This window comes from Paracoccus marinaquae, from assembly GCF_018860165.1.
Lineage (GTDB): Bacteria > Pseudomonadota > Alphaproteobacteria > Rhodobacterales > Rhodobacteraceae > Paracoccus > Paracoccus marinaquae.
The window spans coordinates 60,004-85,993 of sequence record NZ_JAHKNG010000016.1 but is presented as its reverse complement, the minus strand read 5'-3'; the positions used below and the strand labels follow the sequence as shown (position 1 = coordinate 85,993).

Here is a 25,990-nt window from a genome sequence, read left to right as displayed (position 1 = left end):
CCCCGCAACAGCAGATGCGCCTGCATCATGCGGCGGAATTGCGACGGTGTCTGCCAGCGGTTCGGACGCCGGCGCAACACCCGCCAGATCGGTGCATCCGAGGCATCCGCGCGGGTCCGGGCATCGACCCGGCGCTTGATATGCAAGGGCAGCGTCGCCACCGCGCCGGAGATGATGCGCACACAGGCATAGACTGCCGCCACCCGCATGGCGCTGTCGGGCGTGACCGCCATGCCGGAGCCGCTGACCGCCCCGGCCCGGAGCGCCGCATCCAGTTCGGCGGCAGAGGTGATGACCAGCCCGCCACCCGCCTCCTGGGCGGACGCGCGCGGTGATGGGGCGTGCGGAGGCGAGGCCGCAGGCGGGGCTCCTGCAAACCAGCGGGACCAGAAGGACATGGGCATTCTTTCCGTAAGACGGGTAGCCTACAGCACCAGGATGCTGCGGCTGTCATAGACCGAGCGGCCGGCATTGACGTCGCGCAGGAGCGCCCGGCCGAGGGCGTTGCAGATCGCGACAATGCCGTCGATGCGATCCGAGGAGCGTTCCTTGTCCGGCTTGATATTGCCGGCCGGATCATGGCGCACGGCGACATTCGAGGCATTCCAGCGCAGCACCGGATGGCCGCCATGCCACAAGAGCCGCGACACCGAGAGGCGCTCAAGTTCCGCGGTCGGCGCCGCCATGCTCAGAAACCCCTGACCGAACTGCACCAGGTTGATCCCCTCATCCTGCAGATGCTGAACGATCTCTCCGGCGAAGGTGCGGTCGTAAGAGAGCTCGCGCAGATCGTAGCGCCCCGCGAGTGCGATGATCTCGGCCTCGATGAAGCCAAAATCGGTGGCATTGCCGGGGGTGGCCACAAGGAAGCCCTGGTTGCGCCAGGTATCGTAGGGCACCCGGTCGCGCTTACCCCGGCGCAGAATATCTTCCTCAGGCACCCAGAAGCGGGGCAGCACGATCCATTTCTCGGCGAGATCGCCGAGCGCAGGATCCAGCGTCGGCGGAAACAGCAGCACGAATGCCGAGAGATCGTTGACCCGGGCCAGGTCCAGCCCGCCATAGCACTCCCGGCCCAACAGCTTTTGTTCCAGATCATCCAGCCCGACGCGGATATCTCGCCAATCAGCCCCGTCACCCGGCCCGCCCTCGGCCCAGACGCCCATGTCGAGCCAGCGGGTGACCTGTTCGGTCCATTCATTCAGCCGCAGCCGCCGGATCGCGTTCTGCTGCGCCGGCATCTCGCGGGCCTCGTCGATCTGGCGCTTCAGGTCATCCGGCTTCACCGTCACGCCAAGACTCGGATTGGCCTTCACCCAGACCGCAGGATCAGTCCAGTCATCGCCTTCATCGATCGTCGCGATGAAGGCAAACCAGCTATCGGCCGTCTCATGCGGCACAGACCCTTCCAGCGCCTTGACCGAGAACTCGTGATGCTGGCGACAGACCGAATGGCGGTCATGGCCGGCGGTGGTGATCTCGACGATCAGTGGCTGGCGCCGGGCACCGGTGGCGGTGTTGAGCTTCTGAATGATTTCCGGTCCGGGATGTTCATGCACCTCGTCCACGGCGGCCAGATGCACGTTGAGCCCGTCCATCTTGCTGGCATCGGCCGAGAGCGGCCGGAACCACGACGCGGTGGGCAGCACCGCGAGGTTGTTGACCGTCTTTGTGACCCGGCTTGAGAGCGCCGGGCTTGCCGCAACCATACGTTCTGCCTCGCCGAACACGATCCGCGCCTGATCGCGGGTGGTGGCAGCGGCATAGACATGGGCGCCCGGCTCCCCATCGGCAATCAGCGCATAGAGCGCGATCCCTGCCAACAGCGCCGATTTACCGTTCTTGCGGGCCACCTCCACATAGGCCGTGCGAAATCGGCGCGGGTTGTCCTGGCCCGGGCCAGCTTTGCGCTTCCAACCAAACATCGCGCCCACCACGAATTCCTGCCAGGGCTGCAACACGAAGGGCTCGCCCGCCCACTCCCCGGTCGAGTGGCGCAGATGGCTGAAAAACTCGATTGCGTGCAACGCGGCCGCGCTGTCCCAGACGAGACCACGCGCCGCGCCGGATTTGAGATCGGCCAAGTGGCGTGCGCAGGAGAGCTGTACCAGCCGCCCCGCGATGATCTTGCCGCCGGTGACCGCCTTTGCATAGGCGGTGACCGGGCACGCCGGTGCCTTTCGCCCCGCACCGGATTTACGCGCTGCTGCCACGGTTCAGATAATCCTCGAACGGGTCGCGGGTGTCAGTCGGTTCAGCCATGCGCACCCGGGTGCGACTAGATGGCGTCATCCCGAACTCACTCTCGATCTGGCCCATCTGCGCGAGGCATTTATTGGCCACGGCCAGGAACGGGTTCTGGATGATATTGCCGCCCACAGTCTTCACCACCGGGCCGCGGCGCTTGACCTCGGCCTCCGCCTCGAGCCAGCGGCGCCAGATCACCACGTAACGGGCCAGCGCGCCGACATCGAGTTCGGTCATCACCCCATGCCGGGCCAGCAGCTCGGCCATCTCGGTGAACTTCGCGGCCGCTCGCTCATCAAGGTGGTCGGGCGGCGGCGGCGTTGTCACCACCGGCTTCGGCTCGTCGGGGTTCATCCGATGCGGCCGGGCCGTGCCCTTGACCAGTTTGAGCTGCGTCGGCAGTGGCTTGCGACCCGCCATGATCCTTGTCCTTTCCGGCTGTTCTCCTCCCGCAATGCTGATGAATCGGGCTTATCCCCGAGAGTCGGACTCGTGCTCACCGCCACCGACCCGCATAGCCTCGAACACCCGCCGCAAGGCGAAGGAACGCACTATCGATACGATGGTAAAAATCCCGCCCATCGCCATGTTCTGCGTCAGCGTGACGTGCAGCCCGAAGAACGGGAAGATCAGGATCTGCGTGGCGACGGCAACGCCATATCCGACGGTGACATTGGCGATGGACTCGACCAGCGACATGAGGCGTGATTGTTTCATGCTGCCTTGCTCCGGCAGCGCTTGCGGGGGGCGGCGTCACCCTTAGCGTCGTCATCCGCTTTCTCGGCCCCGGCATCATCGCCCAGCCGCTCGGTCCTCACCTGCGCGAAGGTCCGGCCGTCGCCATCGAGGATCGCGTCCTTGCCGGTCTCGGCCTGCCAGCGTTCCACCGCGACATCGACATAGGCCGGGCTGATTTCCATGGCATTGACGCGGCGGCCATTGGCTTCGCCGGCCATTATCTGCGAGCCGGAGCCCGAGAAGGGCTCGTAGCAGAGGCCGCCGCGGGCGACATGCTGGCGCATCGGAATGCCGAAGGCGTCCAGCGGCTTCGGCGTCGGGTGGTCGGGGCGTTCGTCCTTGGCGAAGCTGGGCATCTCCCAGGTCGAAGGCAGCGTCTGCTCGGCGACCTTCGGCGGGCGGTTTGGGCGGCGCCAGCCCATGAAGCAGGGCTCGTGCTTCCAGAGGTAATGCGACCGGGTCAGAACGCCCCGGTCCTTCACCCAGATGATCTGCTGATGCACAAACGCCCCGGCCTTTTCCCAGCAGGCTTCCAGCATCGCCTGGCGGCGCGAGGCGTGCCAGCAATACCAGGCGGCGTCCTCGGTGATCGCCTCTGCGATGGCCGCGCCGATGAAGCCGTCGTAGAGTTCTGCGCCTTGGCTGCTGTCATCCCAGGTCGTGCCGTAGGACGCCGACCAGTCCTTGTTGCGGGTCGGGTGGTTGCTGCCGTCGTAATCGACCAGATACGGCGGGTCGGTCGCGAACAGCACGGCGCGCTCGCCATTCATCAGCCGGCGCACATCGGCAGCGCTGGTGCTATCGCCGCAGAGCAGCCTGTGCTCACCGAGGATCCACAGATCGCCAGCCCGGGAAACCGGGTTGCGGGGCGGCTCGGGAATGACCACGGGCGGCGTCGAACCTTCACCGTCCTCCTCCGCCCCCGACAAAAGCCGGTCGAGTTCCCCGTCTTCAAACCCCATGATCCCGAGGTCGAACCCGGCCTCCTTCAGGTCGCTCAGTTCCAGCGCCAGCAGCGCCTCGTCCCATCCGGCATTCAGCGCGATGCGGTTATCGGCCAGCACCAGCGCCCGGCGCTGGCTCTCGGTCAGGCCGGTCAGGGTGATGGTCGGCACTGTCTCCATGCCGAGCAGCCGTGCCGCCAGCACCCGGCCATGACCCGCGATCAGCGTGTCATCCTCTGCAATCAGCACCGGGTTGGTGAACCCGAACGCGCGGATCGATCCGGCGATCTCGGCCAGCTGGGCTTCGGAATGGCTGCGGGCGTTGCGCGCGTAAGGCACGAGGCGATCAAGCGCACGATATTCGATGACAAGTTCGCGATCGGACACGGCTGTATTTCCTTGTTGCATGGGCCGCTACCCCCCCCCTCGCCATTTTGGCCACGGATGCAGAAAGCTTGGCGCCCGGTCCGGGGCTGGAAGGCCCCAGAGATTTACCCTCCCCCCGGGGGGGCGGTGGTTTATGGTTGGCGGCGGGCGTTGCCGAAGCCGCCATCCTCGCTCGCGGTCTTGCGACTGTGACAGCTGGCACAGAGCGGCTGCCAACCGTCCGGGTCCCAGAACCGATCCGTATCGCCGCGATGGGGGATGATGTGATCGACGGTATTGGCCGCGCTCACCAACCCCTGTCGCTGGCATTCCGCGCAGAGCGGGTGGCGGGCGAGGAACATCCGCCGCGCGTGCTGCCAGCGGGTGGATTTGTAGAGCGCCCGGATGGCGGGGTCGCGTTTGTGGTCGGCGTCGCGATCGGCCTCACGCTTGTCACGCGTCCCCACCGGGCGATGGATGGGCGGGCGCACAGGCATGGGATGCCCTCGCAAGTCGGATGAAACGGGGAGGAAACGACCGGTGGCGCTCCGAGGCGCTCTTCTCCCGATCATATCCTGTTTATAGCACGGGCATGTTGCAGATGTCGAAGGGAAATGTGTTGCAACACATTGGAGTCACTTCGCATTCAGGCGCGCAGCTATCTTGGTCAGCGCCAGTTGCCAGCGCCGCCATGCCGTCGTGCGGTCGCAGCCGAGTTCCCCGCTGATCTGCTTCCACGGCACCCGGGCCGCGCGCGACCAGACCAGCTTGCGCTCCGCCTCCTCGATCCAGAGCACCCAGTCGAAGGTCTGCTCAAGCCGCGTGATCGCGGCGGCCGAGGGCCAGACCCGCATCGGCTGGGGTTCCATCGCCGCGATCTCGCGGCTGGTCCGCACGATGTCGGGCCAGGTGTTGAAGTAGCCCTGCGCCTTCACCGGCGGCAGCTTGCGCAGCGTGCGGAACGCCTCGGCGAAGTGGTCGGCAACATCGTCCGCGGTCCAGTCCCGATCAGCCATGGCCACGCCCTCCCTCGCCGGCGCGGGGGCCGTAGAGCTTGCGACCCAGTTGCGCGACCATTTCGCGCTCGGGCCAGGTCAGCCGCGGATCATTCACGCTGACCGCCAGCAGGCCCATTTCCTGCCAGCCGTCGCGCTTGACCTCATCGTGGCTGCGCCGCGTGCCACCGTAGCCGGGGGGCGCGTAGCGCATCGTTGTCAGTTTCATTCGGGCCATTGTCATCTCCTGTCGTTCGGGCCGCTGTGATCGGATGAGGCAGAGACGAGGGCGGACGGCGGACCGCGGGCACGGACGCAGCGTATGGGCCGCCCCGCCTGACGGCGGGCGGTCCCATACGTAGTATGGGGGGGATCATTGTTCGACTTATTCAGTGGCTCATGACATTGATATTGCTTGCCTTTCCTGCTCTGCAGAAGTCGGACAACGAAGTCGGACAGGTCTGACTTCGACTTATGTAAGCCATTGATTTGCAAGCAATCAGTCAGACAACGAGATATGTCTGACATTCTCGACATATGTCGGAGGTCGGTCTTGTCAGACATCCGAGACCTCCGGCCAGACCCAGACGAAGGGGTTTTCGACCTCGCGCGCGACTCCCGATGAGGCGCAGCGATAATGGCTTGGACGGACGGCAATACCGCGCGCGATCACCTCGCCGGTCTCGGGATCGACCTGCTCAGCCCGGCCAAAGCGCATCCCTTCGGTGCACATGTAGCCAAAGCGCGAGCGAACCAGCGGCAGATCGTAGAGCCCGCCATTGCGCTGGTATTTGACATAACCCTTCGTCGCGAGGACGTTGAGCCGGTCCTGGATGGTGTGCTGGCTGCCGAGGCCGGCGCGGTTCTCGAAGTTCGAGGCGAACTGGGTGGAGGTATAGAGCCGGCCTTCCGCAGCCTCCTCGTAGAGCAGGTCGAGGATCACCTCGGCCTTGCGATCGCGCTCGGCGTCGAGACGGGCCCCCACCTCCTGCCGCACGAGACGCTCGTGGCGGGCGTTCAGTTCGACCCAGGCGCCACCGATCTTGTCGACCAGCTTCGCCTCCAGGGCCGGTCCGTTGCGAAGTTCGATCTCGAGGCGGCGGGCGGTGCTGTCGTCGTCCGGGCGGTGCAGGATCAGGCCGCTGGTGTAATAACCCCGCAGCGCGCTGGCGCCGGAGAGAGCGAGGAACGGGTCATCCTTCACCTGCTGCTTCGAAAGCTTCTTCGTGTGGTGGACGAGGATGACACCTGCATCGCGATTGACCGCCGCCTGCAGCGCTTCGACCCGCTCCTTGAGGAAGAACATCATCGCGCTGTTGTCGTTCTCGCCGCCGCTGCCACCGTTCGGACCCGCCGAACCGCCGTCGAAGACGTTGCGGATCGGATCGACGCAGAGAATGTCGGGCGGGCTGTCGCGGAAAGCGCTCCGGATCGCCTCCAGCACGCGGGTGACGCCACCGTGGTCGAGCAGCAGCTTCAGCCGCGGGGTGGCGACGAAGCCGTCGCGCGCGGCAACAAGGACTTCGGACGGCAGGCCGATCTGGTGGAGGCGCTCGCGCAGGTAGTGATACTGCAGCTCGGCCTGCAGGTAAAATACCCGCAGCGGCCGCGGCGGCGTGAAGCCGAGGAACGGCACGCCGGCAGCCATGTGGACGAGCCAGGAGATCAGGAAGTCGCTCTTGCCGACCTTGGGCGCTCCGCCAAGGACCAGCAGGCCGCCCGGTGTGAGCACGCGCGGCGCGATGATGTCGTCGGGCAGCGCGCTGCGGTCATCGAGCAGCTGGCCGAGGCTGAAGCAGTCCAGCGGGCCTGTCGGCGCCTCCTGCCGCGGCGGCTGCGCAGGTCCGTTGCGTTCGAGATGTCGCTGCCACAGGCGACGTGTCTCGGCCTTGAGCCGATCCTCGGGCCATGGCGGGCGCAGCATCGCGGCGTTATAGCTGCAGATCGCCTCCCAGGCCTCATCGAGCGTCATGCGCCCCTCATGGGCCTGGCGCAGGTAATGGCCGATCGCGGCACTGGCGCCCTGGAACCGTGTCCAGTCATCCGCCGCGCCTTCCCGCACCGGCGTGGTGAGCACGGCATCGACGGAGGGTTTTGCATCAGAATTGAAGTCGAGGGGCTTGCCCGATGACGACGGCTCTGCCAAGACCGGCATGGCGATCGCCCGAGTCTCGAACTCGGCCAGATCGACCTCGATCGCCTGATGATCGATGATCCTGACCTGCGATCTCAGGCCGTGCTTGCCATGGATGGTGCCCGGCACCCGCACCGGCTGATGCGCCGAGCCGAAGCTGCCGTCACCACCGACCTTGCGGGCGATCTCGCCGCGCAGGCGGCAAAGACGGGCGATATCCGCACCATGCGCGGGCTCGCTCAGCTTCCACCACAGATGCAGCTTCTTCTGACCGCCCTCGGTGATGCCACCGCTTTCCACCGTGAGCGTGGCGGGACCGAGATGGCGGATGAGGTGATCGCGCTTGGCGACAATATCGCCCTGATCAAGATCGACCACGAGGGCCTGCATCTGCAGCACATGCCCGGCGCGGGCTTCGCCACACTGCGCCACCGTGCCGGGGATGACATAGATGGCTCGGCCGATGGGCGCGGCAACCTCGGCACAGCCCGCGATGGTCGCGGGCGCACCCGCATAGGCAGGCAACCAGCGCAGATCACTCGGCGGGGGCGGCGTCACGCCCTTCTCGGGCAGGCCGCGCAAGGGGATCAGCCCGTCGCACCAGGAGAAGACGACATCGAGAAAGAGCGCGATCTGCGCCGGATCGACCGCCGGCACGCTCATTGTAGCCGCCCTTCGCCGGGCTCCAGATCGGCGGGCTGGATATAGACCGCGAAGAGGTCCTCGCCATCCTCATGCTGGCCGGCTGCTTCGAAGAAGTAATACCGGTCTGGCATCACCAGCTCGGTCAGCTCCCAGCGGCGGTAATACCCCGGCAGGCGTTTCAGGAGATCAGACGGCGGAATGGGCGGCAGTGTCATCGATCGGGCTCGTGAACAGGGGCTTCACCTGTTCAAAAGCCAATCCCGAAGGCCGATCGGGACATTGAAGCCGCGATCAAATGTGATATCTATAATTAGAATTGATATCGAGCGAGCTTCATCATGGCCCAGATCGTCGTGCGTCAGATCCCGGAAGAGGTGCATCGCGCGCTGAAGGCGCAGGCCGCCGCGCATGGTCGCAGCGCCGAGGCCGAGTTGCGCGAGATCATTGCCCGCGCGGTGCTGCCGCAGTCGCGCCCGCGCGCGGGTGATCTGATGCGCAGTATCTGGTCCGGCGCCGAGACGGACGACCTTTCGGTCGAACGCGACCGGACGCCCGCGGAGCCGGCCGGTTTCGAATGATCATCCTCGACACCAATGTCGTCTCGGAGACGATGAAGCCGGCGCCAGAGCCGCGGGTGATCGACTGGCTCAACCGGCAAGAGTTGACCACCCTGCACCTGACCACCATCAGCCTGGCCGAGTTGCGGTTCGGCATTGCATGCCTGGACGCTGGGCGGCGTCGGGACGATCTTGACGCGCGGCTCGAGCAGATGCTGGCCGAGGTATTTCCGGCACGTATCCTGTCGTTCGACGAGGCCGCTGCCAGTGCCTTCGGAGTATTGATGGCAACGGCGCGCCGGCAGGGACAGGCCGTGAGTTTTGCCGATGGCGCGATTGCTGCCATTGCCGCGGCACAGGGCTATCCCGTCGCCAGCCGCGACACCGCGCCCTTCGCCGCCATGGGCGTGGAGGTGGTGGATCCGTGGCACGAGGCGGCTCAAGGCCGGTAATGGCCTCGCAGGCGCGCGGCGGCGCGTTGATAACGTTTCCGCGCCGCCCCATCGGACAGGCCGAGCGCGCTTGCCATCTCGATCTGATTCAAGCCGTCCACCGCGACGCCCAAGACCAGATCGGCATCTGACCCGATTACCGCCGACAGATCAGCCCGCAATTCCGCCCGCATCCGGGCCCGTTCCGCCCATGACGGCGGCGCGGCAATCCAGTCGGGTTCTACCTCCGCGCAAGATTGCTGGCGGTCGATCTCGCGTCGATGGGCCCGCAACAGATCGCGTTCGGTGTTCATCAGCACGGTGGCGGCGATATTGGTGACGCGACCGAGATCAAGGGTCCGGATGATTTCCGTGCTGCGGGCCAGCAGGTCGGAGTTGATCTCGTCAGCAGTGCCGACACGGCGACGCAGGCAGCGGTTGCGGATCGCATCGAGCCCCGGCCACAGGGAAAGCAGCATGACGTGCAGGGCCAATCCCGCGGGACGATCGCGGCCTTGTGACCTGCGCACGAGGGCGGCGAGAATGGCGTTTCGCCCATCGAAATCGAGATGCCCATGATGCAGGGCGCCGAGCAGCCCGACGATATCGGTGTAAGGCCGAAGCGACGGTTCGGTCGACCGGACGGCACGATAATCGCGTTGAGATTGCAGGGTCGACGACGAACGGGCGAGATCCTCGCGGATCGCGGACCAGGAGAAAGACACGGGACGCCAGCCTTCCGGCCGGGCGTCCAGCGCCTCTCTCGGGCCTCAGGGCGTCGTGCGCCTCTGATGATCGGGAAATTCAGGCGAACGGCGCGGCTTAACGCGCCGGTCCCTTCGTCTGGCTCATGGTCCCGCAGCGCCGGCAGGTCGCCGTGGCGGGATAGCTGAACAGATATTCGTGACCGCGCGCGAAGCTCACATGCATCAGGCCGTCGCGGTGGATGCCCAGCAGTGCGCCGCAGCAGCTGCAGCACCAGGCGTCAGATGCGCTGGCGGTTTTGCGCGCGCTGCCAACAGCGGTGGCTTTGTGGATGGGGCGGGAGATGTAGTTCGGCATTTGAAATGCTCCGTCGTTGATGGAGCCTTTCCAATAATCACCCGAATGTCGGACCCGCGCCCGTCAAGATTCGGATCTGCATCCGACTCTTACGTCGAGCCGGGCAAATGCCCCGTTTTCAGTCGCCAGAAATTCTGCCTGTGGTTCTCGAAATAAACGCCCGCAACACTGGCGCGCGCATGGGAGGGCCACGCATCCCGCGGGCTCCGGGCGCCAGTTCCTTCGATCAGGGTGCCAGTTCGAATTTCTGCGACGCCCGACCTATGCGCTGCAACGAGGCGTTCTATGACCAGAATTTGCTTCACGCCAGAAACGGCCAGAGGCGTCAGGCCTGGAATATACAGCATCGCGGACATCGGCCCGAACCGGGCCAGCGTGACCTCACTCCCGCCCAAGGCGAGCCATCGACCGATCTTGAACCGCTCGAGCATTGATGCTTGCGCAGCGTCATCAATCTTCCCATCGCTCAGGAGATCACCGAGTGGCATCACCACGTTGGGACCGAGATGGGTAAACGGGGTGGGTCCGGCCGTAAGGACGATCCCGACCCCCCCGTCCTGGCGGCTGCGCAGTATGACATCGAGGCGCTGCAGCGTGTTTGCCTGATCCAGACGTCGTGCGAAATAGATGGGAATTTCTGCATCCGACGTCCGCCACCGGCCAACATAGATCAGATCACCATCCAGTTGTTCGACTCCGACGCGGCCGATCAGCGGCTTGAGCGCAGTCACGAGGATTTCCTCCAGCCATTCGCGCCTGATCACATATTGCCTGATGTCTTCCAGCGAGACGCTGCCGAGGTCTTCCCCATGAAGACCGACTGCCGCAACATGCCCAGGCTCAGCCATCGGGCCAATATTGACATCGCCGAAATCGTCATCTTCGTCGATCAGGACGATGTTCTGCTTTCTCCGCAGATCAAGGATGCCGGCCTGCATCAGACGTTTGGGGTCGAGACCATGTTGCCGGATCATGCCGCCGGCGATCTCATCTTCGGGAAGATCGTGCAGGCGGAGAAGAACGGGCAGGAAGCTGCTGATCTCGCCTTGGTCCAGCGGCTGCAAACGATCGAGGATGCCCCAGAACTGCAGCAGCCGATAACCCAGATCACGCTGCTCCGCCTCGGTCTTGCTCTGAAGATTGGATCGTGTATCGCCGAATGAAATCTCGAACGATCGCTCTTTCTTGCTGCCCGGCAGGCCATATCTCACCGCCACCGCAAGCCGGCTGAACCCTTCCGCATGCTTGAGAATTCGGTCGCCACCGAGATAGCGCTGCGCAACGGCCTCGATATCGTCGTCGATGGTGACGCGAAGCGCCAGGCGTCGTGCCCAGTTGCCGAGGCGCAGCTCAACCTCGATCAGACGCGCGGCCGAGACATCCACATCGTCCCAGGAGGGCAAGGGCAATGTCAGGGACTTTCGGAACCGTGACAGATCGTATCGCCGCCAGCTCAACGGCTTGCTGGACAGGTCGGCCTTCAGAACCACTTCCGCAAACCCGTCGCCGAGAAGCTTGCGCACCTTGGGCGCGGGTCCACAGATTTCCATGGTTCTTTCTGCCGGCGTCCAGATCAGCGTCGCCTCATTTGGCGGCCGGAAATAGATCGGGCTCCGCATCCCGTTGTCCTTGTGATTGAGGACGCTGGACAAGGGACCGCCATGACGAACGATCACCATCACCGATGCGGGATGGTTCTGGGTCCTGGGGAGATCGAGACTGCGGATAGTGACACGCGAGGGCAACTCGAGCTTGGCGGTCAGAAGCGAGGCCAGGGCATCCTCGTCGATTTCGCCCGCATCTATTCGCGCGGCAGTTTCGACATTGACCTCAAACGAGTCGTACATCTTGCCGAAGTCGCGATATTGCCGCGCGGCATGAAACGCCTCGGCATCCTCGAAATCTTCCGGGTAGCGCAGGAAAAGCCAGGCGCTTCGGCACAGTGCGTCCAACTGCGCGTCGAATTCCTCGAGCTCCTCATGAGAGCGCCGTTCATTAGCCACGTGCTCCAACGACGTCGGCCCTTTGCCGCGCGCGAGGGATCGGATCCGTCGACAGCGATCTTCGATCGGGCGTAAATCATCGGCTGGCGAAGCGTTCAGTTGACCCAGCAGCACCGCGCGCCATTCCTCTTCCTCCTCCGTTGCCGGCCATTCGATCGCGATTTCGGGTTCGGTGTCGGAGCCGCGATATTCGAAGATTTCGTGCAGCAGCGGGATCGGCGCGGTTTCGACCAGCTCGTGGGTTTCCGGACCAAGATTGCGAAACTTCCGGCTCATCTCGTTGCTCCACGCCAAACGATAACATGGATGTGATTACATCCGAAGAACCCTGCCGACGGCAATATTTTTAGTCGCCCCTTGTCCCGAAATGCGGGCGGACCTGGCTTTTCATGTGCGAGAAGCATGTGAGCCCGAGATGAAGCGCCCCAATCCCCTGTCGCCCTTCCTGATGACGCCGGCCGAACGCCGCGCCGAGCTGTGCGGCCTGCTGGCGCTCGGGCTGGTTCGGTTGCGGATGCGGGATGGGGGCGAAGTATCTGACGATACTGGAGAAAGTTGCCTACACTATCCGCCCGACCAATGCCGTCATGCAACTCCAACTCACCGGAGAAATGCATGAACAAGCCCGATCCCATCCCCGCGCGCCTGGCCGCACTCAAGACCACGCCGACGCCCGACCTGAAGAAACAGTGGCGCGAGTTGTTCGACAGCGAACCGCCGCCATTCAACCGGCGCTATCTCGAAAGCCGCATCGCCTATCGCATCCAGGAACTCGCCTATGGCGGACTGAAGCCCGAGACCATCCGGCGGCTGGAGCGGCTCGGCGAGGAACTGGACGGGGGCGATCGGAAGAAGCGCAGCATTCGTGCCGACCGCGGTCGTCCCATCACCGGCACGCGGCTGCTGCGCGAGTGGCAGGGCGTCGAACAGATCGTCACCGTCACCGCCGACGGATTCAAATGGCAGGGACGACCCTACAAGTCGCTGTCCGCCATCGCCCGCGCCATCACCGGCACGCGCTGGAACGGCTGGGTGTTCTTCGGGCTCAAGAACCATCGTGGGGTGAGTGGAGGTGGCCGCGGGCCAGCGGACGATCCAGTGGATCGTTCGCAGCCGCGAACGCCCGGAGCGCAAGCGGAGGGCCGAACATGACGAAGCCACCCGATAAATCGAAACTCGTCCGCAAGCTCCGGTGCGCGATCTACACGCGGAAATCCTCCGAGGAAGGGCTGGAACAGGAGTTCAACTCGCTCCACGCCCAGCGCGAGGCCTGCGAAGCCTACATCGCCAGCCAGCGATCCGAAGGCTGGGTGCTGGTCCGCGATCAGTATGACGACGGCGGCATCTCCGGCGGCACGCTCGAACGCCCGGGCCTGAAGCGGCTTCTGGAGGATATCGAGGACGGGCTGGTCGACGTGGTCGTCGTCTACAAGATCGACCGTCTCAGCCGCTCGCTCGCCGACTTCGCCAAGCTGGTCGAGGTGTTCGACCGCAACGGCGTGACCTTCGTCTCGGTCACGCAATCGTTCAACACGACCACGTCGATGGGCAGGCTGACGCTGAACATCCTGCTGTCCTTCGCCCAGTTCGAGCGCGAGGTGACGGCCGAGCGGATCCGCGACAAGGTCGCCGCCAGCCGCAAGAAGGGGATGTGGATGGGCGGCGTCCCGCCCTACGGATATCGCGTCGAGAACCGGAAGCTGGTGGTCGACGAAGAAGCCGCCGCGCATGTCCGCTGGATCTTCGCCCGCTTCCTCGAGATCGGCTCGGGCACGGAACTGGCGCGTGAGGTTGCGAAGCGCGGCATCCGCACGCCGCGCGGCAACCGGATCGACAAGAAGTACCTGTATCGGATGCTGAACAACCGCGCCTATATCGGCGAGGCGGTGCACAAGGGAGAGAGCTATCCCGGCGAGCACGAAGCCATCATCGACCGCGCGACGTGGGACCGCGTCCATGCCATCCTGGAGGAAAGCCCCCGCAAACGCGCTGCGCGCACGCGCGCCGACACACCCGCACTGCTGAAGGGCCTGTTGTTCGGACCCGATGGCGCCGCGTTCTCACCGACACACACGCGTAAAGGCGACCGGCTGTACCGCTACTATGTCAGCCAGACAGTGCTTAAGCACGGGGCAGGAGCTTGCCCGGTTGGTCGCGTGCAAGCGGGCGAGATCGAGGCCGCGGTCATCGACCAGCTCCGCGCCGTGTTCCGCCAGCCCGAGGTGGTCGCGGGGACGTGGAAGGCGGCGCGTGCCCACGCCGACGACATCTCTGAGGCCGACGCCCGCGCGGCCCTGCAGCAGCTCGATCCGCTGTGGGACGAGTTGTTCCCCGCTGAGCAGGCGCGCATCGTGGCGCTGCTGGTCGAACGGGTCGATATCGGCATCAGCGGCCTCAACGTCCGCCTGCGCACGGACGGACTGGCGGCGCTGGCGCGTGAAATCACCGCAGATGCAGGAGCAGCCGCATGACTCGGAATACGTCGGTCCCCGACACCATGACCATCCATGTCCCGTTCCGCGTCGTGAAGCGCGGCGGGCGGAAGGAGATGGTGCTGCCGGAAGGCGCCGCACAAGCAAGAAAGCCGGACAACACGCTGGTCAAGGCGCTGGCGCGTGCGTTCCGCTGGAAGCGGATGCTGGAGTCGGGCGAGTTCGCGTCGATTTCCGAGCTGGCCGAGAAGGAAGGGATCGCCTTCACCTACATGGCGCGGCTGATGCGGTTGTCGCTCCTTTCCCCGGAACTTGTCGATGCCGTGATGGACGGCCATCAGCCCGCGCATATTACGCTCGCCAATTTGATGGACCCGTTCCCGGCCGACTGGAAAGAGCAGCACAGGCTCTGGTCCGACGTTAACTGATTCCCGCGTGCAAAATGGCAACCGGCGCGATAGGTAATTTAAAACAAGACCTTTTCGTGAGTTTCTGCGCCGCATGTCCGACATTTCCAACCTGATCCTGACCCTTTCACCCGAAGACGGTTCCACCATCGGTAACGGGGCCATGCTGGCGCTGCTGCGCGAGCACATGCCGGACCTTGCCGAAGACGACTACATCGCCGCGCGCGATGCGCTGATCGATGAGGGCGTGCTGGGGCGTGGCAAGGGGCGTGGCGGGTCGATCTTCCGCGTTACCGACGATCTGGGCGATGAGGATGACGACCTGGATGAGGATGAGGGCGACGAGGACGACGGGTTCGAACTGACCCACACCGAAGAGGCCGCGCCGCGAAAGCCGCGGGCCAAGGTCGGGAAGAAGGCCGCGCGCAGGCCGGATGGGCCGGTGCAGGTGCTGTCCTACCGCCATGGCGAGACGCGGGTGAACAACCCCGAGGTTGGGATGGTCCATGCCGGCACCGATCCTGATGGGGACAAGACGGTCTGGGCCTACGACCCGCATCTCGACCCGGTGCTAAACTTCGACTCTGCGCGGGCGGGGATCGAACGGCTGATCGACGAGGCGCTGGCCTCGGGCGACCCCGAACGGATGAAGGACGCGCTGCAGGAGCTGAAGCGGCTGCAGGCGCCCTATCTGAACTGGACGGGCAAGGCGGAGCGGACCAGCGTCGAGGTCGATACCGTCTCGCTGCATGTGCACGAACGGGTGGACCCGGCGACGATCCTCGCCAATGCGGCCAAGCGGCTGAAGGGCAAGGAACCTGCCACGCAATGGCGGCAGCCAGACCTGTTCGCGGCGCCGTTCGAGAACCTGCCGCTGCGCCAGGCGCTGGATTTCTACCACCACGAAAAGGGCTGGTCGAACCGGCTTGTGGCGGGCGACAGCTTGCTGGTGATGAACTCGCTGCTGACCAAGGAGAGCATGGGCGGCAAGGTCCAGATGATCTACATCGACCCGCCCTACGGCATCAAATACGGGTCGAATTTTCAGCCCTTCACGAACAAAAGAAAGCTGGCTGACTCGGATAAGGATGAGGACCTCAACCAAGAACCCGAGATGATCAAAGCGTTTCGAGACACTTGGGAACTCGGCATCCATTCCTACCTCACCTATCTGCGTGACCGATTAATATTGGCAAGAGAGCTACTGAACGACAGTGGATCGGTCTTCGTTCAGATATCTGATGAGAACGTGCATTTGGTCAGGGGAGTGCTGGACGAAGTATTCGGCGTAACGAATTTTGTCTCGCAGATATCATTCTCGAAAACAGGATCTGTGACTGGCAGCCACCTTGGAAAGGTGTGCGACATCCTGTTGTTTTACGCGAAGAACAAAGATCACCTAAAGTACCGGACCCTCTATGAAAAGAAGCCGGATATGGACAGCGACTTTTCTGAAGACCCGCTGAAATCGGATGGCTTCAGAACTACGACGACCTGCCCATACAATTTCATGGGAAAGAGCTGGCCGTGCGGTGCGAATGAGCATTGGAAAGTGCCGATCGAAGGACTTGATCGTGCAGCGAAAGCTGGACGGATCATTCCGAAAACTACATCGCTTCGCTTGAAGAAATTTGCGACCGACTTTGAATACAAGGTGTTTCACTCAGTTTGGCTCGGGTTTGGCGGTGCATCCAACATGCAATACGTCGTCGAAACCAACACACGCATTGTAGAGCGATGCATATTGATGGCGACTGATCCGAGTGATCTGGTTTTAGATATTACCTGTGGCTCCGGAACTACAGCGTTTACAGCTGAAAAATGGGGGCGTCGCTGGATCACTTGCGACACCTCACGTATCGCCGTCACGCTCGCAAAGCAGCGATTGATGACTGCCAGCTTTGACTATTACATTCTAAAATACCCACACGAAGGATTGAAGGGCGGCTTTGATTATGAAACTGCAAAGCGCATAAGCCTTGGGTCGATTGGCAGCAATACGGACATCGACAAGATATATGACGAGGACCACCCCAAGATTGCCGCGGCGCTGGCCGATCTGACCAGTGCGCTGGCCGCCACCCCACCAAAGCCGCTCAAGCCGGGCCAAGGCGTGCGCAAGGGTAAGCCGGTGGACTTCGCCAAAGGCGACACCCTGCACGAATGGGAGGTGCCCTTCGACTGGCCCGACGACTGGCCCGAGGTCGCCCGCGCGTCCTTCGACGGCTTCCACGCTGTCCGGCAGGCGATGCTGCGTCGCATGGACCAGTCCATCGTCGACCATGCCGAGCAGGAGACGCTTTACGACAAGCCGCGCATCGACAAATCCAAGCTGCGCATCTGCGGGCCATTTTCAGTGGAAGCCGTGCCGGCGCCGACCGTCCTGTCGCTGGACGACAGTATCCCGCAGCAAGAGGCCAACGAGACCGTCGCCCGCTCCGGCGAGACCTCGCGCCAGGCGTTGTGGCGCGACGAACTCTTGAAGACCGGCGTGCGCGGCAAGGGCGGCGCCATGCTGCGCTTCGCCGAGTTCGAGACGCTGCCGGGGCTGAAGCACGTCCACGCCAGCGGATCTCTGGCCGAGACGGGCGAACGCGTCGTCGTCAGCTTCGGCCCCGAGCACGCGGCGCTGGAGCAGCGGCAGGTGGAACTGGCGCTGACCGAGGCTGAGACCCTACGCCCATCGCCGAAATTCATCCTGTTCTGCGCCTTCACCTTCGACCCGGAGGCCGCGAAGGACATCGACGAGGTGAACTGGCCGGGCGTGACGCTGCTCAAGGCGCAGATGAACACCGACCTTTTGACAGAGGATCTGAAGAAGGGCCGAAGTTCCAACCAGTCGTTCTGGCTGATGGGCCAACCCGATGTGGACCTGCGCAAGCGCAAAGACGGGTTGTGGGAGGTTCAGGTCAACGGCTTCGACTATTTCGATCCGCGCAAAGGCGATCTGATCTCGGGCGGCACCAAGCAGATCGCCATGTGGTCGCTAGATGTGGATTACGACAACCGCTCGCTGATGCCGCATCAGGTGTTCTTCCCGATGGCGGATGCCAAGGGCGGCTGGAACCGCCTGCGCAAGACGGTGCGGGCAGAGCTGGACGAGGATCTGCTGGAACAGTTCCACGGAACCGTCTCGCTGCCCTTCGAGGCGGGCGAGAACCGGCGCATCGCGGTCAAGATCGTGGACGACCGCGGGATCGAGTCGCTCAAGATCATGTCGCTGGAGGGATAAGCCCATGTCCCTCATCATCAATTCGCCCTTCGTCTGCCCAGGCCAGCATTGGGTCGAAGCCAAGGGCGGCAAGCTGGAGATCAAGCCCGAACGGCGGCCGGCGAGCTACGAGGTCTTTGACGCGCGCAACAACACCAAGCGCACCGAGGTGCTGGATCTGGTGAACACGATCCGCACCCGCGTGGATCAATGGCGCGCCGACGGTTGGCCCGGCGTGACCATCGTCACCCGCAAGCTCTTGGAGCACTGGCACGACCGCGAGGCGCGGCAGCATCCGTTCTACTTCTGCCAGCTCGAGGCCATCGAGACGCTGATCTGGTGGGTCGAAGGTGCCGAGGCCTACAAGCAGGGCATCGCGATCCCCGGCGATGGCGGGGTGTGGGAGCGGCTCTGCAACAAGATGGCGACGGGCGCGGGCAAGACCACGGTGATGGCGATGATCATCACCTGGCAGGTGCTGAACGCGCTGACCTATCCGAAGCGGAACAAGGATTTCAGCCGCGCCGTGTTCATCGTGGCACCGGGGCTGACCGTGAAGGAACGGCTGCAGGTGCTGCTGCCCAGCGAGGGCAGCTACTACGACGAGTTCAACCTGTGCCCGTCCGAGGCCCTGCGCCAGAAGCTGAACCAGGCCGAGGTGCTGATCGAGAACTGGCACACGCTGATGCCGCTGAAGGAAGCGGACCGTTCGGTGGTGAAGAAGGGGCGCGAGTCCGACGAGGCCTTCACGCGGCGGGTGCTGGGCAAGCTGGCGGCGCACAAGGATATCATCGTCATCAACGACGAGGCGCACCACGCCTATCGCAAACCGCCCGAGGTGAAGATCAGCAAGAAGCATGCCGAGGAGCATGGCATCGACCTCGACGAGGCGACGCGCTGGATCGAAGGCCTCGACCGCATCCACAAAACCCGGCGCATCCAGCGCTGCTTCGACCTCTCGGCCACGCCTTTCGCGCCGACTGGCAAGAAGAGCACCGACACGGCGTTGTTCGACTGGATCATCTCGGATTTCGGCCTGAACGACGCGATCGAGGCCGGGCTGGTGAAGACACCGCGCGTGGTCGTCCGCGACGATGCGGTTCCGGATGCGAAGACGCTGCGTTCAAAGCTCTACCACATCTACCGCGACCCGACCGTTTCCGAAGACCTGAACCGCAAGGCCGAAGCGCATGAGGCGCTGCCAAAGCTGGTCCAGGACGCCTATACGCTGCTCGGCGCCGACTGGCGGGAAACCCGGGCGCAATGGCAGGAGGCCGGGCATCATTCCCCGCCGGTCATGCTGACGGTCTGCAACCGCACCGAAACCGCAGCCCGCATAGAGACCTATTTCAACAAGGGCGATGCGCACTGGCCAGAATTGCACGCACCGACCCGAACGCTCCGGGTCGATTCCAAGGTGCTGGAGAAGGCCGAGATCGGCGAGACCGCGACCTCCGACAAGGATTACGAGGCGCGGCTGAAGGCAATCATCGACGCTGCAACCATCCCCGAGACCCGCCGCCAGCAGTTCCGCGGCCTGAAGAAGGAAGAACTGCTGCGTGAGATCGTGGACAACGTCGGGAAGCGAGGAGCGGCCGGACAGGATCTGCAGAACGTCATATCGGTCGCGATGCTGTCGGAGGGATGGGACGCCAAGAACGTCACGCACATCATGGGGCTCCGGGCCTTCACATCCCAGCTGCTCTGTGAACAGGTTGTTGGGCGCGGATTACGTCGGGTGTCCTATGACACGGACGAGAATGGCCTGTTCCTGCCCGAATACGTCAATGTCTTCGGTGTGCCGCTTTCCATTTCGGAAACAGGCGAAGGCGGGGAAGCTCCGCCGCCGCCGAAGCCGACCACCCAGATCGAAGTCCTGCCCGAGCGGGCTCATCTGGAGCTTCGCTGGCCGAACGTGCTGCGGGTTGAAACGGTCGTGAGACCGCAGCTGACCATGGACTGGGGCAAAGTAACGCCGCTCGTGCTCGACCCTGCCAGCACGCCAATCAGCGCGGAATTGGCTCCTGCGCTCGGCGGCGCGACCGATATGGGCAAGGTGACAGCGATCGACCTCGAGAAGCTGCCAGACGGCTTCCGCCTGCAACGTCTCGTCTTTCAGGCAGCACGGAAGGCCTTCGCCGAACTCAGCCACGGTTTTTCGGGTAGCCACGAGTATCTCGCGGCGCAGCTGGTCAGGATCGTCGAGGCGTTCCTCAACTCCGACCGCCTCGACATCCCGTCGCTGTTCCACTCCGACCCGCTTCGGCGGCGGATTCTGATCGCGCTCAACATCGATCTTGTGGTCCAGCATGTACTGAACAGCGTGACCGAGCAGAACACGGAGCGTCTGACGCCGGTGTTCGACGAGGAAAACCCGATCGGCGCCACCGGCCAGATGCGGACCTGGTACACCACCAAGCCGTGCTTTCCGACCGGCAAGTCGCATATCAGCCACCTGGTCGGGGATTCATCCTGGGAGGGACATGCAGCGAACATCTTCGAGAAGCGTGAAGACGTCATCGCCTATGCCAAAAACGATCATCTGGGCTTCCAGATCTACTACATGTGGGCCGGTTCACGGCGCCGGTATATTCCGGATTTCCTCGTGCGCCTTGCCAGCGGCACCATTCTGGCGCTTGAGATCAAGGGTACCGACAGCCCCCAGAACAAGGCCAAGCGGGACGCAATGAACGAGTGGGTGAAGGCGGTCAACGCGGCGGGCGGCTTCGGCCACTGGGCATGTGACGTCGCGTTCAAGCCCGCGGAAATTCAGGACATTGTCACGAAGCACTCGGCCGTTGTGGAACCCGTTGCATAATGGGATCCGGCGACCCTCCGTCGAAGCCTGAACTGACCGAAAATGGCTATCTCGGCAGTTTGGCTTCCCCGCGGGAGATGGTCGCAAGGAAGGTCTCATCCAGCTTCGGCTCGTCCCATCGTTCGGCGACGGCAAGCCAACGGTCGAGGTGGTCTCGGAACCCCGGATCGTTAGCCTTGAGGTGAAAGGTGTAGAGCCGGTCGACGATCTGCCGCATCAGGCTTCGCATCTGGTCGTCGTCGAGATGGGACGCGTCAGACCATGGAATCTGGCGGCCGTCGGCATCGGTGATGAACACGTCCGAACAGTCGCCCGTGTGGGTGACCGGGACGGTCCCCGCGTGCAATTCCTCGATCCCCGTGTTGCGCACACAGATCATCGCCATCAGTTTCGCCAGCCGGGCGGCGATGCGCTCCTCGTCGGCCGGTTTCATTGTTCCGACCTCTTTGGATCGTCCGACCGCTTCACGAACAACTCGACGAGAGCCGCTTCGGCTCGCGCCAGTCCATCTTCTGTCAGGGCGAGCGATTTCGCCTTGCCGATGGGATCGTAGATCAGCCCCTTGGCGTGCAGCCGGTCGGTAATCGACCAGTCGATCCCTTTCCAGACGCGATTGCCGTCATGCAGCGTCAGGCTGAGGATCGCCAGCGCCGCGTCGTCGAGCTTGTCGGTGTCGAGGTCCGGTTCCGTCATGTATGGCCTCCTTCACCGATAGGATGCCGCGTCGCCGGAAATTCTCAATGCCGGAAGGGATTTGCGAGGCTGTATGGGGGAAGAACGGGTTGGATTTCTGTTCCTTTCCACAAGCGCCACTGGCGTCGAAGTGTTTAGGTGGCGCGGGAAAATGTCCCTATACTTTCAACTGGTTACGGGCTCTACACTGAATGGGCGCAGTCGAGAGGTCCGGAGAATATGGGGCCTCAGAAAAAGTGTCCGGCTGCTGTGGCGAGGACGCCGGTGCAAAGCCCCTCCCGCATAACCCTCGAAAACAACGGAAAAATCCGGCCGCAGCCGGATGGGGAGAACGCTTTCGCGGGGGCAAGTGGCGGAGACGAAGGGATTCGAACCCTCGAGACGGTTTCCCGTCTACTCCCTTAGCAGGGGAGCGCCTTCGACCACTCGGCCACGTCTCCGCCGATCCGTCTAAACGGGCTGGCGGGAGGGTGCAAGCGGGTTTTGCGGCGGCGCGACAAGGGCATCGGGTCAGGTGTTGAAAAGGAAATGCAGCACGTCGCCGTCCTTGACCTCGTAGGTCTTGCCCTCGACGCGCAGCTTGCCGGCTTCGCGGGCTCCGGCCTCGCCATTACCCGACACATAGTCGTCATAGGCGATGGTCTCGGCGCGGATGAAGCCCTTCTCGAAATCGCCATGGATCTCGCCCGCCGCCTGCGGCGCCAGCGTGCCCTTGCGGATGGTCCAGGCGCGCGCCTCCTTGGGGCCGACCGTGAAATAGGTCTGCAGGCCAAGAAGGTCGTAGCCGGCCCGGATCAGCCGGTCCAGACCCGCCTCGTCCAGCCCCATTTCGGACAGGAACATCTGCGCTTCCTCGGGGTCGAGTTGGCTGATCTCTTCCTCGATCCGGGCCGAGATCACCACATGGCCGGCGCCTTGCGCAAGGGCCATCCCGGCGACGCTGGCCGTCCGGTCATTGCCCGAAGCGGCCTCGTCCTCGGCCACGTTGCAGACATAGAGCACGGGCTTTGCGGTCAGAAGCTGTAGCATCTTCCAGGCTTTCGCGTCCTCCTCGGCCACGGCGACGCTGCGGGCCGGCTGGCCCGATTCAAGCGCAGCCAGCGCGGTTTTCAGTAGGCGCTCTTGCGTCACGGCCTCCTTGTCGCCCCCTTTCAGCTTGCGCTGAAGCCCGGCCAGCCGGCGCTCGATCGACTCCATGTCGGCGATCATCAGCTCGGTCTCGATCACCTCGGCATCGGCAAGGGGGTCGACGCGGCCCTCGACATGGGTGACATCGCCGTCCTCGAAGCAGCGCAGCACATGGGCGATGGCATCGACCTCGCGGATATTGGCGAGGAACTGGTTGCCCAGCCCTTCGCCCTTCGAGGCGCCCTTCACCAGCCCGGCGATGTCGACGAAGGTGATCCGGGTCGGGATGATCTGCTTCGAGCCGGCGATGGCGGCCAGCCGGTCGAGGCGCGGATCGGGCACCGCAACTTCGCCAACATTCGGCTCGATCGTGCAGAAGGGAAAATTGGCCGCCTGGGCCGCGGCCGTTCTGGTCAGCGCGTTGAACAGCGTCGACTTGCCGACATTCGGCAGCCCGACAATTCCCATGCGAAAGCCCATGATCCGTTCCTCTTGCGAATGACTGGGCCGCTTCTAAGCATCGCCCGATCCCGGCGCAAGCCGTCGACCCGGCGGGGATCGCGGCCGTCGCCCGGGCGGTGGGAGATTGAACTGTCCGGGGCTTTCCGGTTAGACCGGCACGGTTCTGCCCGGAGTAAACGCATGACACGGATCGATACCACCTTCGCCGCGCTGGCCAGGTCCAACCGCAAGGCCTTTGTCGCCTATATGATGGCTTCCGATCCCGATGAGGCGACGTCGCTGCAGATCATGCGTGGCCTGCCTGGGGTCGGGGTCGATATCATCGAACTGGGCCTGCCTTTCACCGATCCCATGGCCGACGGCCCGACCATCCAGGCCGCGGGCCAGCGGGCGCTGGCGGCGGGCGGCAGCGTGACGCGCACCCTGGCCATGCTGCGCGAGTTTCGCAAGACGGACGATACGACCCCGGTCGTGCTGATGGGCTATTACAACCCGATCTATGCCCGCGCCGGCGGCGTGACCCGGTTTCTGGCGGATGCGGCAGAGGCGGGCGTGGACGGGCTGATCGTCGTCGATCTGCCGCCCGAAGAGGATGACGAGCTGTGCATTCCCGCCGGGAAAGCAGGACTGAACTTCATTCGCCTGGCCACCCCCACGACCGATGATCGCCGGCTGCCCGCCGTGGCAAGGAACACCAGCGGCTTCATCTACTATGTCAGCGTGACCGGCATCACCGGCGGCCCCGCCGCCAATGCGGCCGAGGTTGCCCCCGAAGTCGCCCGTATCCGCAAGGCGACCAATCTGCCGGTGGTGGTGGGCTTTGGCATCTCGAGCCCCGAGGCGGCCGAAAGAATTGCCTCGGTGGCGGACGGCTGCGTGGTCGGCAGCGCCATCGTCAGGCTGATCGGCGAAGGTCGTCCGGTCAGCGAAATTCTCGACTATGTGCGCGATCTGGCTGCCGGGGCGCATCGCGGCTGACCGGACCGGACCTTCCGAAGATCATGATGCCGGCCAAGGCGCCGGCATCATGCGGGTCAGAGCGGATAGCCAAAGCGGCGGGCGACGGCCCAGAAGCGCATGTTCAGGTCGGCCAGCTGTTTCAGCGTGTCATCGATCTCGGCAATGGCGTCATCGTCGATCTCGTGCATCTCGCCGACCCGGATGTTCTTCTTCCGGTCGGCGATGCGCATCAGGATCGAGCGGGTGTTGCCGCCTTCGGGATCGAAGGCATAGATGCAGTGATTGTATCGGTTGCGCAGCCGCGACAGGCTGGACATCTCATGCGCCAGTTCCAGGACCGCCTCGCGCTCTTCCGCCGCCACGCGGGGCAGCTTGGCGAGACGCTCGACCAGATCGAGCCTCGCGCGCGAGGTGTTGAGGGTCAGGAAGATGATGACCCCGGTTTCCTTGTCGCAACCCGCAAGCCCCGCAATGAAATGGATCAGCAGGCTTTCGGTGTTGGTCCAGGTATAGTTCAGCCGGCCGACCTTCAGCAGGAAGCTGTCGAAGGTCCTGCGGCTATCCGGTTGCGGCTGATGAAGCGACATCCGCCCCGTCCTCCAGCTGCGACAGGTACCAGTTGGCAGCGCCTGTGCGGTTGGACACGCCAAGCTTGGCAAAGATATTGTGGATATGCAGCTTGACCGTGTGTTCGGAAAGATCGAGTTCCGCGGCGATCACCTTGTTCTGCTTGCCTTGGGCAAGCAGTGGCAGGACTTCCATCTCTCGCCGGGTCAGCAGCGATGCGGCGCGGGATTCGATCGCTTGCGGCAGGGCGGGCGCCGCAGCCCGCGGTTCATCTTCCGTCGCGATCGCGACCGGAACCCAGACATGTCCGGACAGCAGAAGCCGCAGAACCGCCAGCCAGATGTCGATCTGCGCATTCATCTGCAGCGGGCTGATCGGCGGTGAGAACCGGGACAGGTTGAGCCGTTGCAGGATCGTGCAGTCGTTGCAGGCGACGGCGATCAGGGCCGAGGGCAGGGTCGCCCTGATCTCGCTGATCCGGGTGTCGAGCGACGGGACGGCTTCGTGAAGGACGACGACATCCGAACGGACCTCGCCATCCAGAAGATCCCGCGGGTCGCCGATCCGATCGAAATGCACACCTTCGAATTCCTGTCCGAGAAATCGGAGGATCTGGTCAGAGAACTGCAGCGACGTTCCGATTAAGGCGACATGGGGTTGTCGGGCGGCGACAGTTGCGGTGCTTACGGCTAGGCCAGACTGGCGCATGGTAAAAGTCTCCTAAATACAAACTTAACACTCTCCTCCGGGGTCGCCCTAGCCAGAAGGACTAATCCCCTCGCCATCCAGTATAGCCGATCGGCTTGGATTTTCGAGCATTTCATCGTGAATCGCCGCAGATACAACCGTATGGCGATCAGGCCTCCGGCTAGGGTTATTGGGCAGAGAAAATATAGAAAACAGTATTCATTAGATAATAATTAATACTTGCATTATGTGAAACGCCAATAGGTTGTGCTCCCCCGGCGCTGACACCTAGTCGAACGGGGCTGACTTATTTTCCGAATATGCCCAAGCGGTTGCGCATGAGACGGTGAAAACCGTGAACGGAGCAACGTGATTCGACTCCACTGGGGTCGATTGGCCACTCACTCGGCGCGCTTGCTCATCGTTGCATCACAAGGAAAGGAGGCTGCCCACAAAGTCAGCGAAGTTTCCCCGAGCGCTGGTGGCGTTCGGAAAGCCCATCA

At 63.7% G+C, this 25,990-nt stretch carries 25 protein-coding genes, 1 tRNA gene and 1 pseudogene; 8 read left to right on the top strand and 19 right to left on the bottom strand.

Features of this window, described 5'->3' with window-relative positions; translation table 11 throughout:
- From KNW02_RS20865 to KNW02_RS10945, 10 genes are all read right to left on the bottom strand, one after another.
- Positions 1–398: phage portal protein (locus tag KNW02_RS20865; protein ID WP_252733705.1), on the bottom strand; the 398-nt coding region annotated here is incomplete at its 3' end.
- A 27-nt stretch (positions 399–425) separates the two neighbouring features.
- Positions 426–2,213 (bottom strand): terminase large subunit, encoded by a 1,788-nt coding sequence (locus KNW02_RS10985; RefSeq protein ID WP_216033316.1) that lies wholly within the window; start codon positions 2,211–2,213, stop codon positions 426–428.
- Positions 2,197–2,667, bottom strand: a complete 471-nt coding sequence (locus KNW02_RS10980) for a phage terminase small subunit P27 family (RefSeq protein ID WP_216033315.1) — start codon at positions 2,665–2,667, stop codon at positions 2,197–2,199. The genes KNW02_RS10985 and KNW02_RS10980 overlap by 17 nt, the downstream gene beginning before the upstream one ends.
- A 51-nt stretch (positions 2,668–2,718) precedes the next feature.
- The gene (locus KNW02_RS10975; protein ID WP_216033314.1) at positions 2,719–2,964 is read right to left on the bottom strand and encodes a DUF7220 family protein; all 246 of its coding nucleotides are present in this window, start codon (positions 2,962–2,964) and stop codon (positions 2,719–2,721) included.
- Positions 2,961–4,337: a site-specific DNA-methyltransferase gene (locus tag KNW02_RS10970; protein WP_216033313.1), complete on the bottom strand. Its 1,377-nt coding sequence runs from the start codon at positions 4,335–4,337 to the stop codon at positions 2,961–2,963. Before KNW02_RS10970 ends, KNW02_RS10975 begins: the two co-directional genes overlap by 4 nt.
- Positions 4,338–4,447: 110 nt before the next feature.
- A complete protein-coding gene (locus tag KNW02_RS10965; protein ID WP_216033312.1) occupies positions 4,448–4,792 on the bottom strand; it encodes an HNH endonuclease in 345 nt (114 codons plus the stop codon).
- 138 nt (positions 4,793–4,930) lie between these two features.
- On the bottom strand, positions 4,931–5,311 hold the full coding sequence (locus tag KNW02_RS10960; RefSeq protein WP_216033311.1) for a DUF6362 family protein: 381 nt from the start codon (positions 5,309–5,311) through the stop codon (positions 4,931–4,933).
- Positions 5,304–5,519 carry a hypothetical protein gene (locus tag KNW02_RS10955; RefSeq protein ID WP_348524714.1) on the bottom strand — a complete coding sequence of 72 codons (216 nt, stop codon included), beginning with the start codon at positions 5,517–5,519 and terminating at the stop codon, positions 5,304–5,306. Before KNW02_RS10955 ends, KNW02_RS10960 begins: the two co-directional genes overlap by 8 nt.
- A gap of 327 nt (positions 5,520–5,846) precedes the next feature.
- Positions 5,847–8,006 (bottom strand): AAA family ATPase, encoded by a 2,160-nt coding sequence (locus tag KNW02_RS10950; protein ID WP_252733704.1) that lies wholly within the window; start codon positions 8,004–8,006, stop codon positions 5,847–5,849.
- Positions 8,007–8,083: 77 nt separating this feature from the next.
- Positions 8,084–8,284 carry an indoleamine 2,3-dioxygenase gene (locus KNW02_RS10945; protein WP_216033309.1) on the bottom strand — a complete coding sequence of 67 codons (201 nt, stop codon included), beginning with the start codon at positions 8,282–8,284 and terminating at the stop codon, positions 8,084–8,086.
- 123 nt (positions 8,285–8,407) lie between these two features.
- Between KNW02_RS10945 and KNW02_RS10940 the strand changes: the two genes are divergently transcribed.
- Positions 8,408–8,647, top strand: coding sequence for a FitA-like ribbon-helix-helix domain-containing protein (locus tag KNW02_RS10940; protein ID WP_018000085.1), 240 nt, complete (start codon positions 8,408–8,410; stop codon positions 8,645–8,647).
- Positions 8,644–9,078 (top strand): type II toxin-antitoxin system VapC family toxin, encoded by a 435-nt coding sequence (locus KNW02_RS10935; protein ID WP_011748362.1) that lies wholly within the window; start codon positions 8,644–8,646, stop codon positions 9,076–9,078. Before KNW02_RS10940 ends, KNW02_RS10935 begins: the two co-directional genes overlap by 4 nt.
- Here KNW02_RS10935 and KNW02_RS10930 read toward each other — a convergent pair.
- The 3 genes from KNW02_RS10930 to KNW02_RS10920 all read right to left on the bottom strand — a co-directional run bounded on the left by KNW02_RS10930 (position 9,066) and on the right by KNW02_RS10920 (position 12,398).
- The gene (locus KNW02_RS10930; protein ID WP_216033308.1) at positions 9,066–9,782 is read right to left on the bottom strand and encodes an RNA polymerase sigma factor; all 717 of its coding nucleotides are present in this window, start codon (positions 9,780–9,782) and stop codon (positions 9,066–9,068) included. The two genes, KNW02_RS10935 and KNW02_RS10930, sit on opposite strands and share 13 nt — an antisense overlap.
- A gap of 97 nt (positions 9,783–9,879) precedes the next feature.
- A complete protein-coding gene (locus KNW02_RS10925) occupies positions 9,880–10,119 on the bottom strand; it encodes a hypothetical protein (RefSeq protein WP_216033307.1) in 240 nt (79 codons plus the stop codon).
- Positions 10,120–10,208: 89 nt separating this feature from the next.
- Positions 10,209–12,398, bottom strand: a complete 2,190-nt coding sequence (locus KNW02_RS10920) for a hypothetical protein (RefSeq protein ID WP_216033306.1) — start codon at positions 12,396–12,398, stop codon at positions 10,209–10,211.
- A 339-nt stretch (positions 12,399–12,737) separates the two neighbouring features.
- On the opposite strand from KNW02_RS10920, the pseudogene KNW02_RS10915 reads away from it, so the two are divergent.
- The 5 genes and pseudogenes from KNW02_RS10915 to KNW02_RS10895 form a co-directional block, all read left to right on the top strand.
- Positions 12,738–13,184: pseudogene (locus KNW02_RS10915) on the top strand (DUF2924 domain-containing protein); the annotation flags it as partial.
- Positions 13,185–13,270: 86 nt separating this feature from the next.
- The gene (locus KNW02_RS10910) at positions 13,271–14,593 is read left to right on the top strand and encodes a recombinase family protein (protein ID WP_216033305.1); all 1,323 of its coding nucleotides are present in this window, start codon (positions 13,271–13,273) and stop codon (positions 14,591–14,593) included.
- Positions 14,594–14,619: 26 nt separating this feature from the next.
- A complete protein-coding gene (locus tag KNW02_RS10905) occupies positions 14,620–14,982 on the top strand; it encodes a hypothetical protein (protein WP_348524713.1) in 363 nt (120 codons plus the stop codon).
- A gap of 73 nt (positions 14,983–15,055) precedes the next feature.
- On the top strand, positions 15,056–18,193 hold the full coding sequence (locus KNW02_RS10900) for a site-specific DNA-methyltransferase (protein WP_216033303.1): 3,138 nt from the start codon (positions 15,056–15,058) through the stop codon (positions 18,191–18,193).
- A gap of 4 nt (positions 18,194–18,197) precedes the next feature.
- Positions 18,198–20,990, top strand: coding sequence for a BPTD_3080 family restriction endonuclease (locus tag KNW02_RS10895; protein WP_216033302.1), 2,793 nt, complete (start codon positions 18,198–18,200; stop codon positions 20,988–20,990).
- Between the two features lie 46 nt (positions 20,991–21,036).
- Here the strand turns inward: KNW02_RS10895 and KNW02_RS10890 are convergent, their stop codons facing one another.
- The 4 genes from KNW02_RS10890 to ychF form a co-directional block, all read right to left on the bottom strand.
- A complete protein-coding gene (locus KNW02_RS10890; RefSeq protein ID WP_216033301.1) occupies positions 21,037–21,423 on the bottom strand; it encodes a hypothetical protein in 387 nt (128 codons plus the stop codon).
- Complete coding sequence (locus KNW02_RS10885; RefSeq protein WP_216033300.1) at positions 21,420–21,683, bottom strand: DUF6429 family protein; 264 nt, start codon at positions 21,681–21,683, stop codon at positions 21,420–21,422. Before KNW02_RS10885 ends, KNW02_RS10890 begins: the two co-directional genes overlap by 4 nt.
- A 350-nt stretch (positions 21,684–22,033) precedes the next feature.
- Positions 22,034–22,123, bottom strand: a tRNA-Ser gene (locus tag KNW02_RS10880).
- A 70-nt stretch (positions 22,124–22,193) separates the two neighbouring features.
- Positions 22,194–23,291 (bottom strand): redox-regulated ATPase YchF, encoded by a 1,098-nt coding sequence (gene ychF, locus KNW02_RS10875; RefSeq protein WP_216033299.1) that lies wholly within the window; start codon positions 23,289–23,291, stop codon positions 22,194–22,196.
- Between the two features lie 162 nt (positions 23,292–23,453).
- Between ychF and trpA the strand changes: the two genes are divergently transcribed.
- Positions 23,454–24,251, top strand: coding sequence for a tryptophan synthase subunit alpha (trpA, locus tag KNW02_RS10870; protein ID WP_216033298.1), 798 nt, complete (start codon positions 23,454–23,456; stop codon positions 24,249–24,251).
- 56 nt (positions 24,252–24,307) lie between these two features.
- On the opposite strand, the gene KNW02_RS10865 is transcribed toward trpA, so the two are convergent.
- Both KNW02_RS10865 and KNW02_RS10860 read right to left on the bottom strand, forming a co-directional pair.
- Positions 24,308–24,820: a hypothetical protein gene (locus tag KNW02_RS10865; protein WP_216033297.1), complete on the bottom strand. Its 513-nt coding sequence runs from the start codon at positions 24,818–24,820 to the stop codon at positions 24,308–24,310.
- Entirely contained in the window at positions 24,792–25,508 is a 717-nt protein-coding gene (locus KNW02_RS10860) for a helix-turn-helix transcriptional regulator (RefSeq protein ID WP_216033296.1), read from the bottom strand. Before KNW02_RS10860 ends, KNW02_RS10865 begins: the two co-directional genes overlap by 29 nt.
- Positions 25,509–25,990 lie beyond the last annotated feature (482 nt).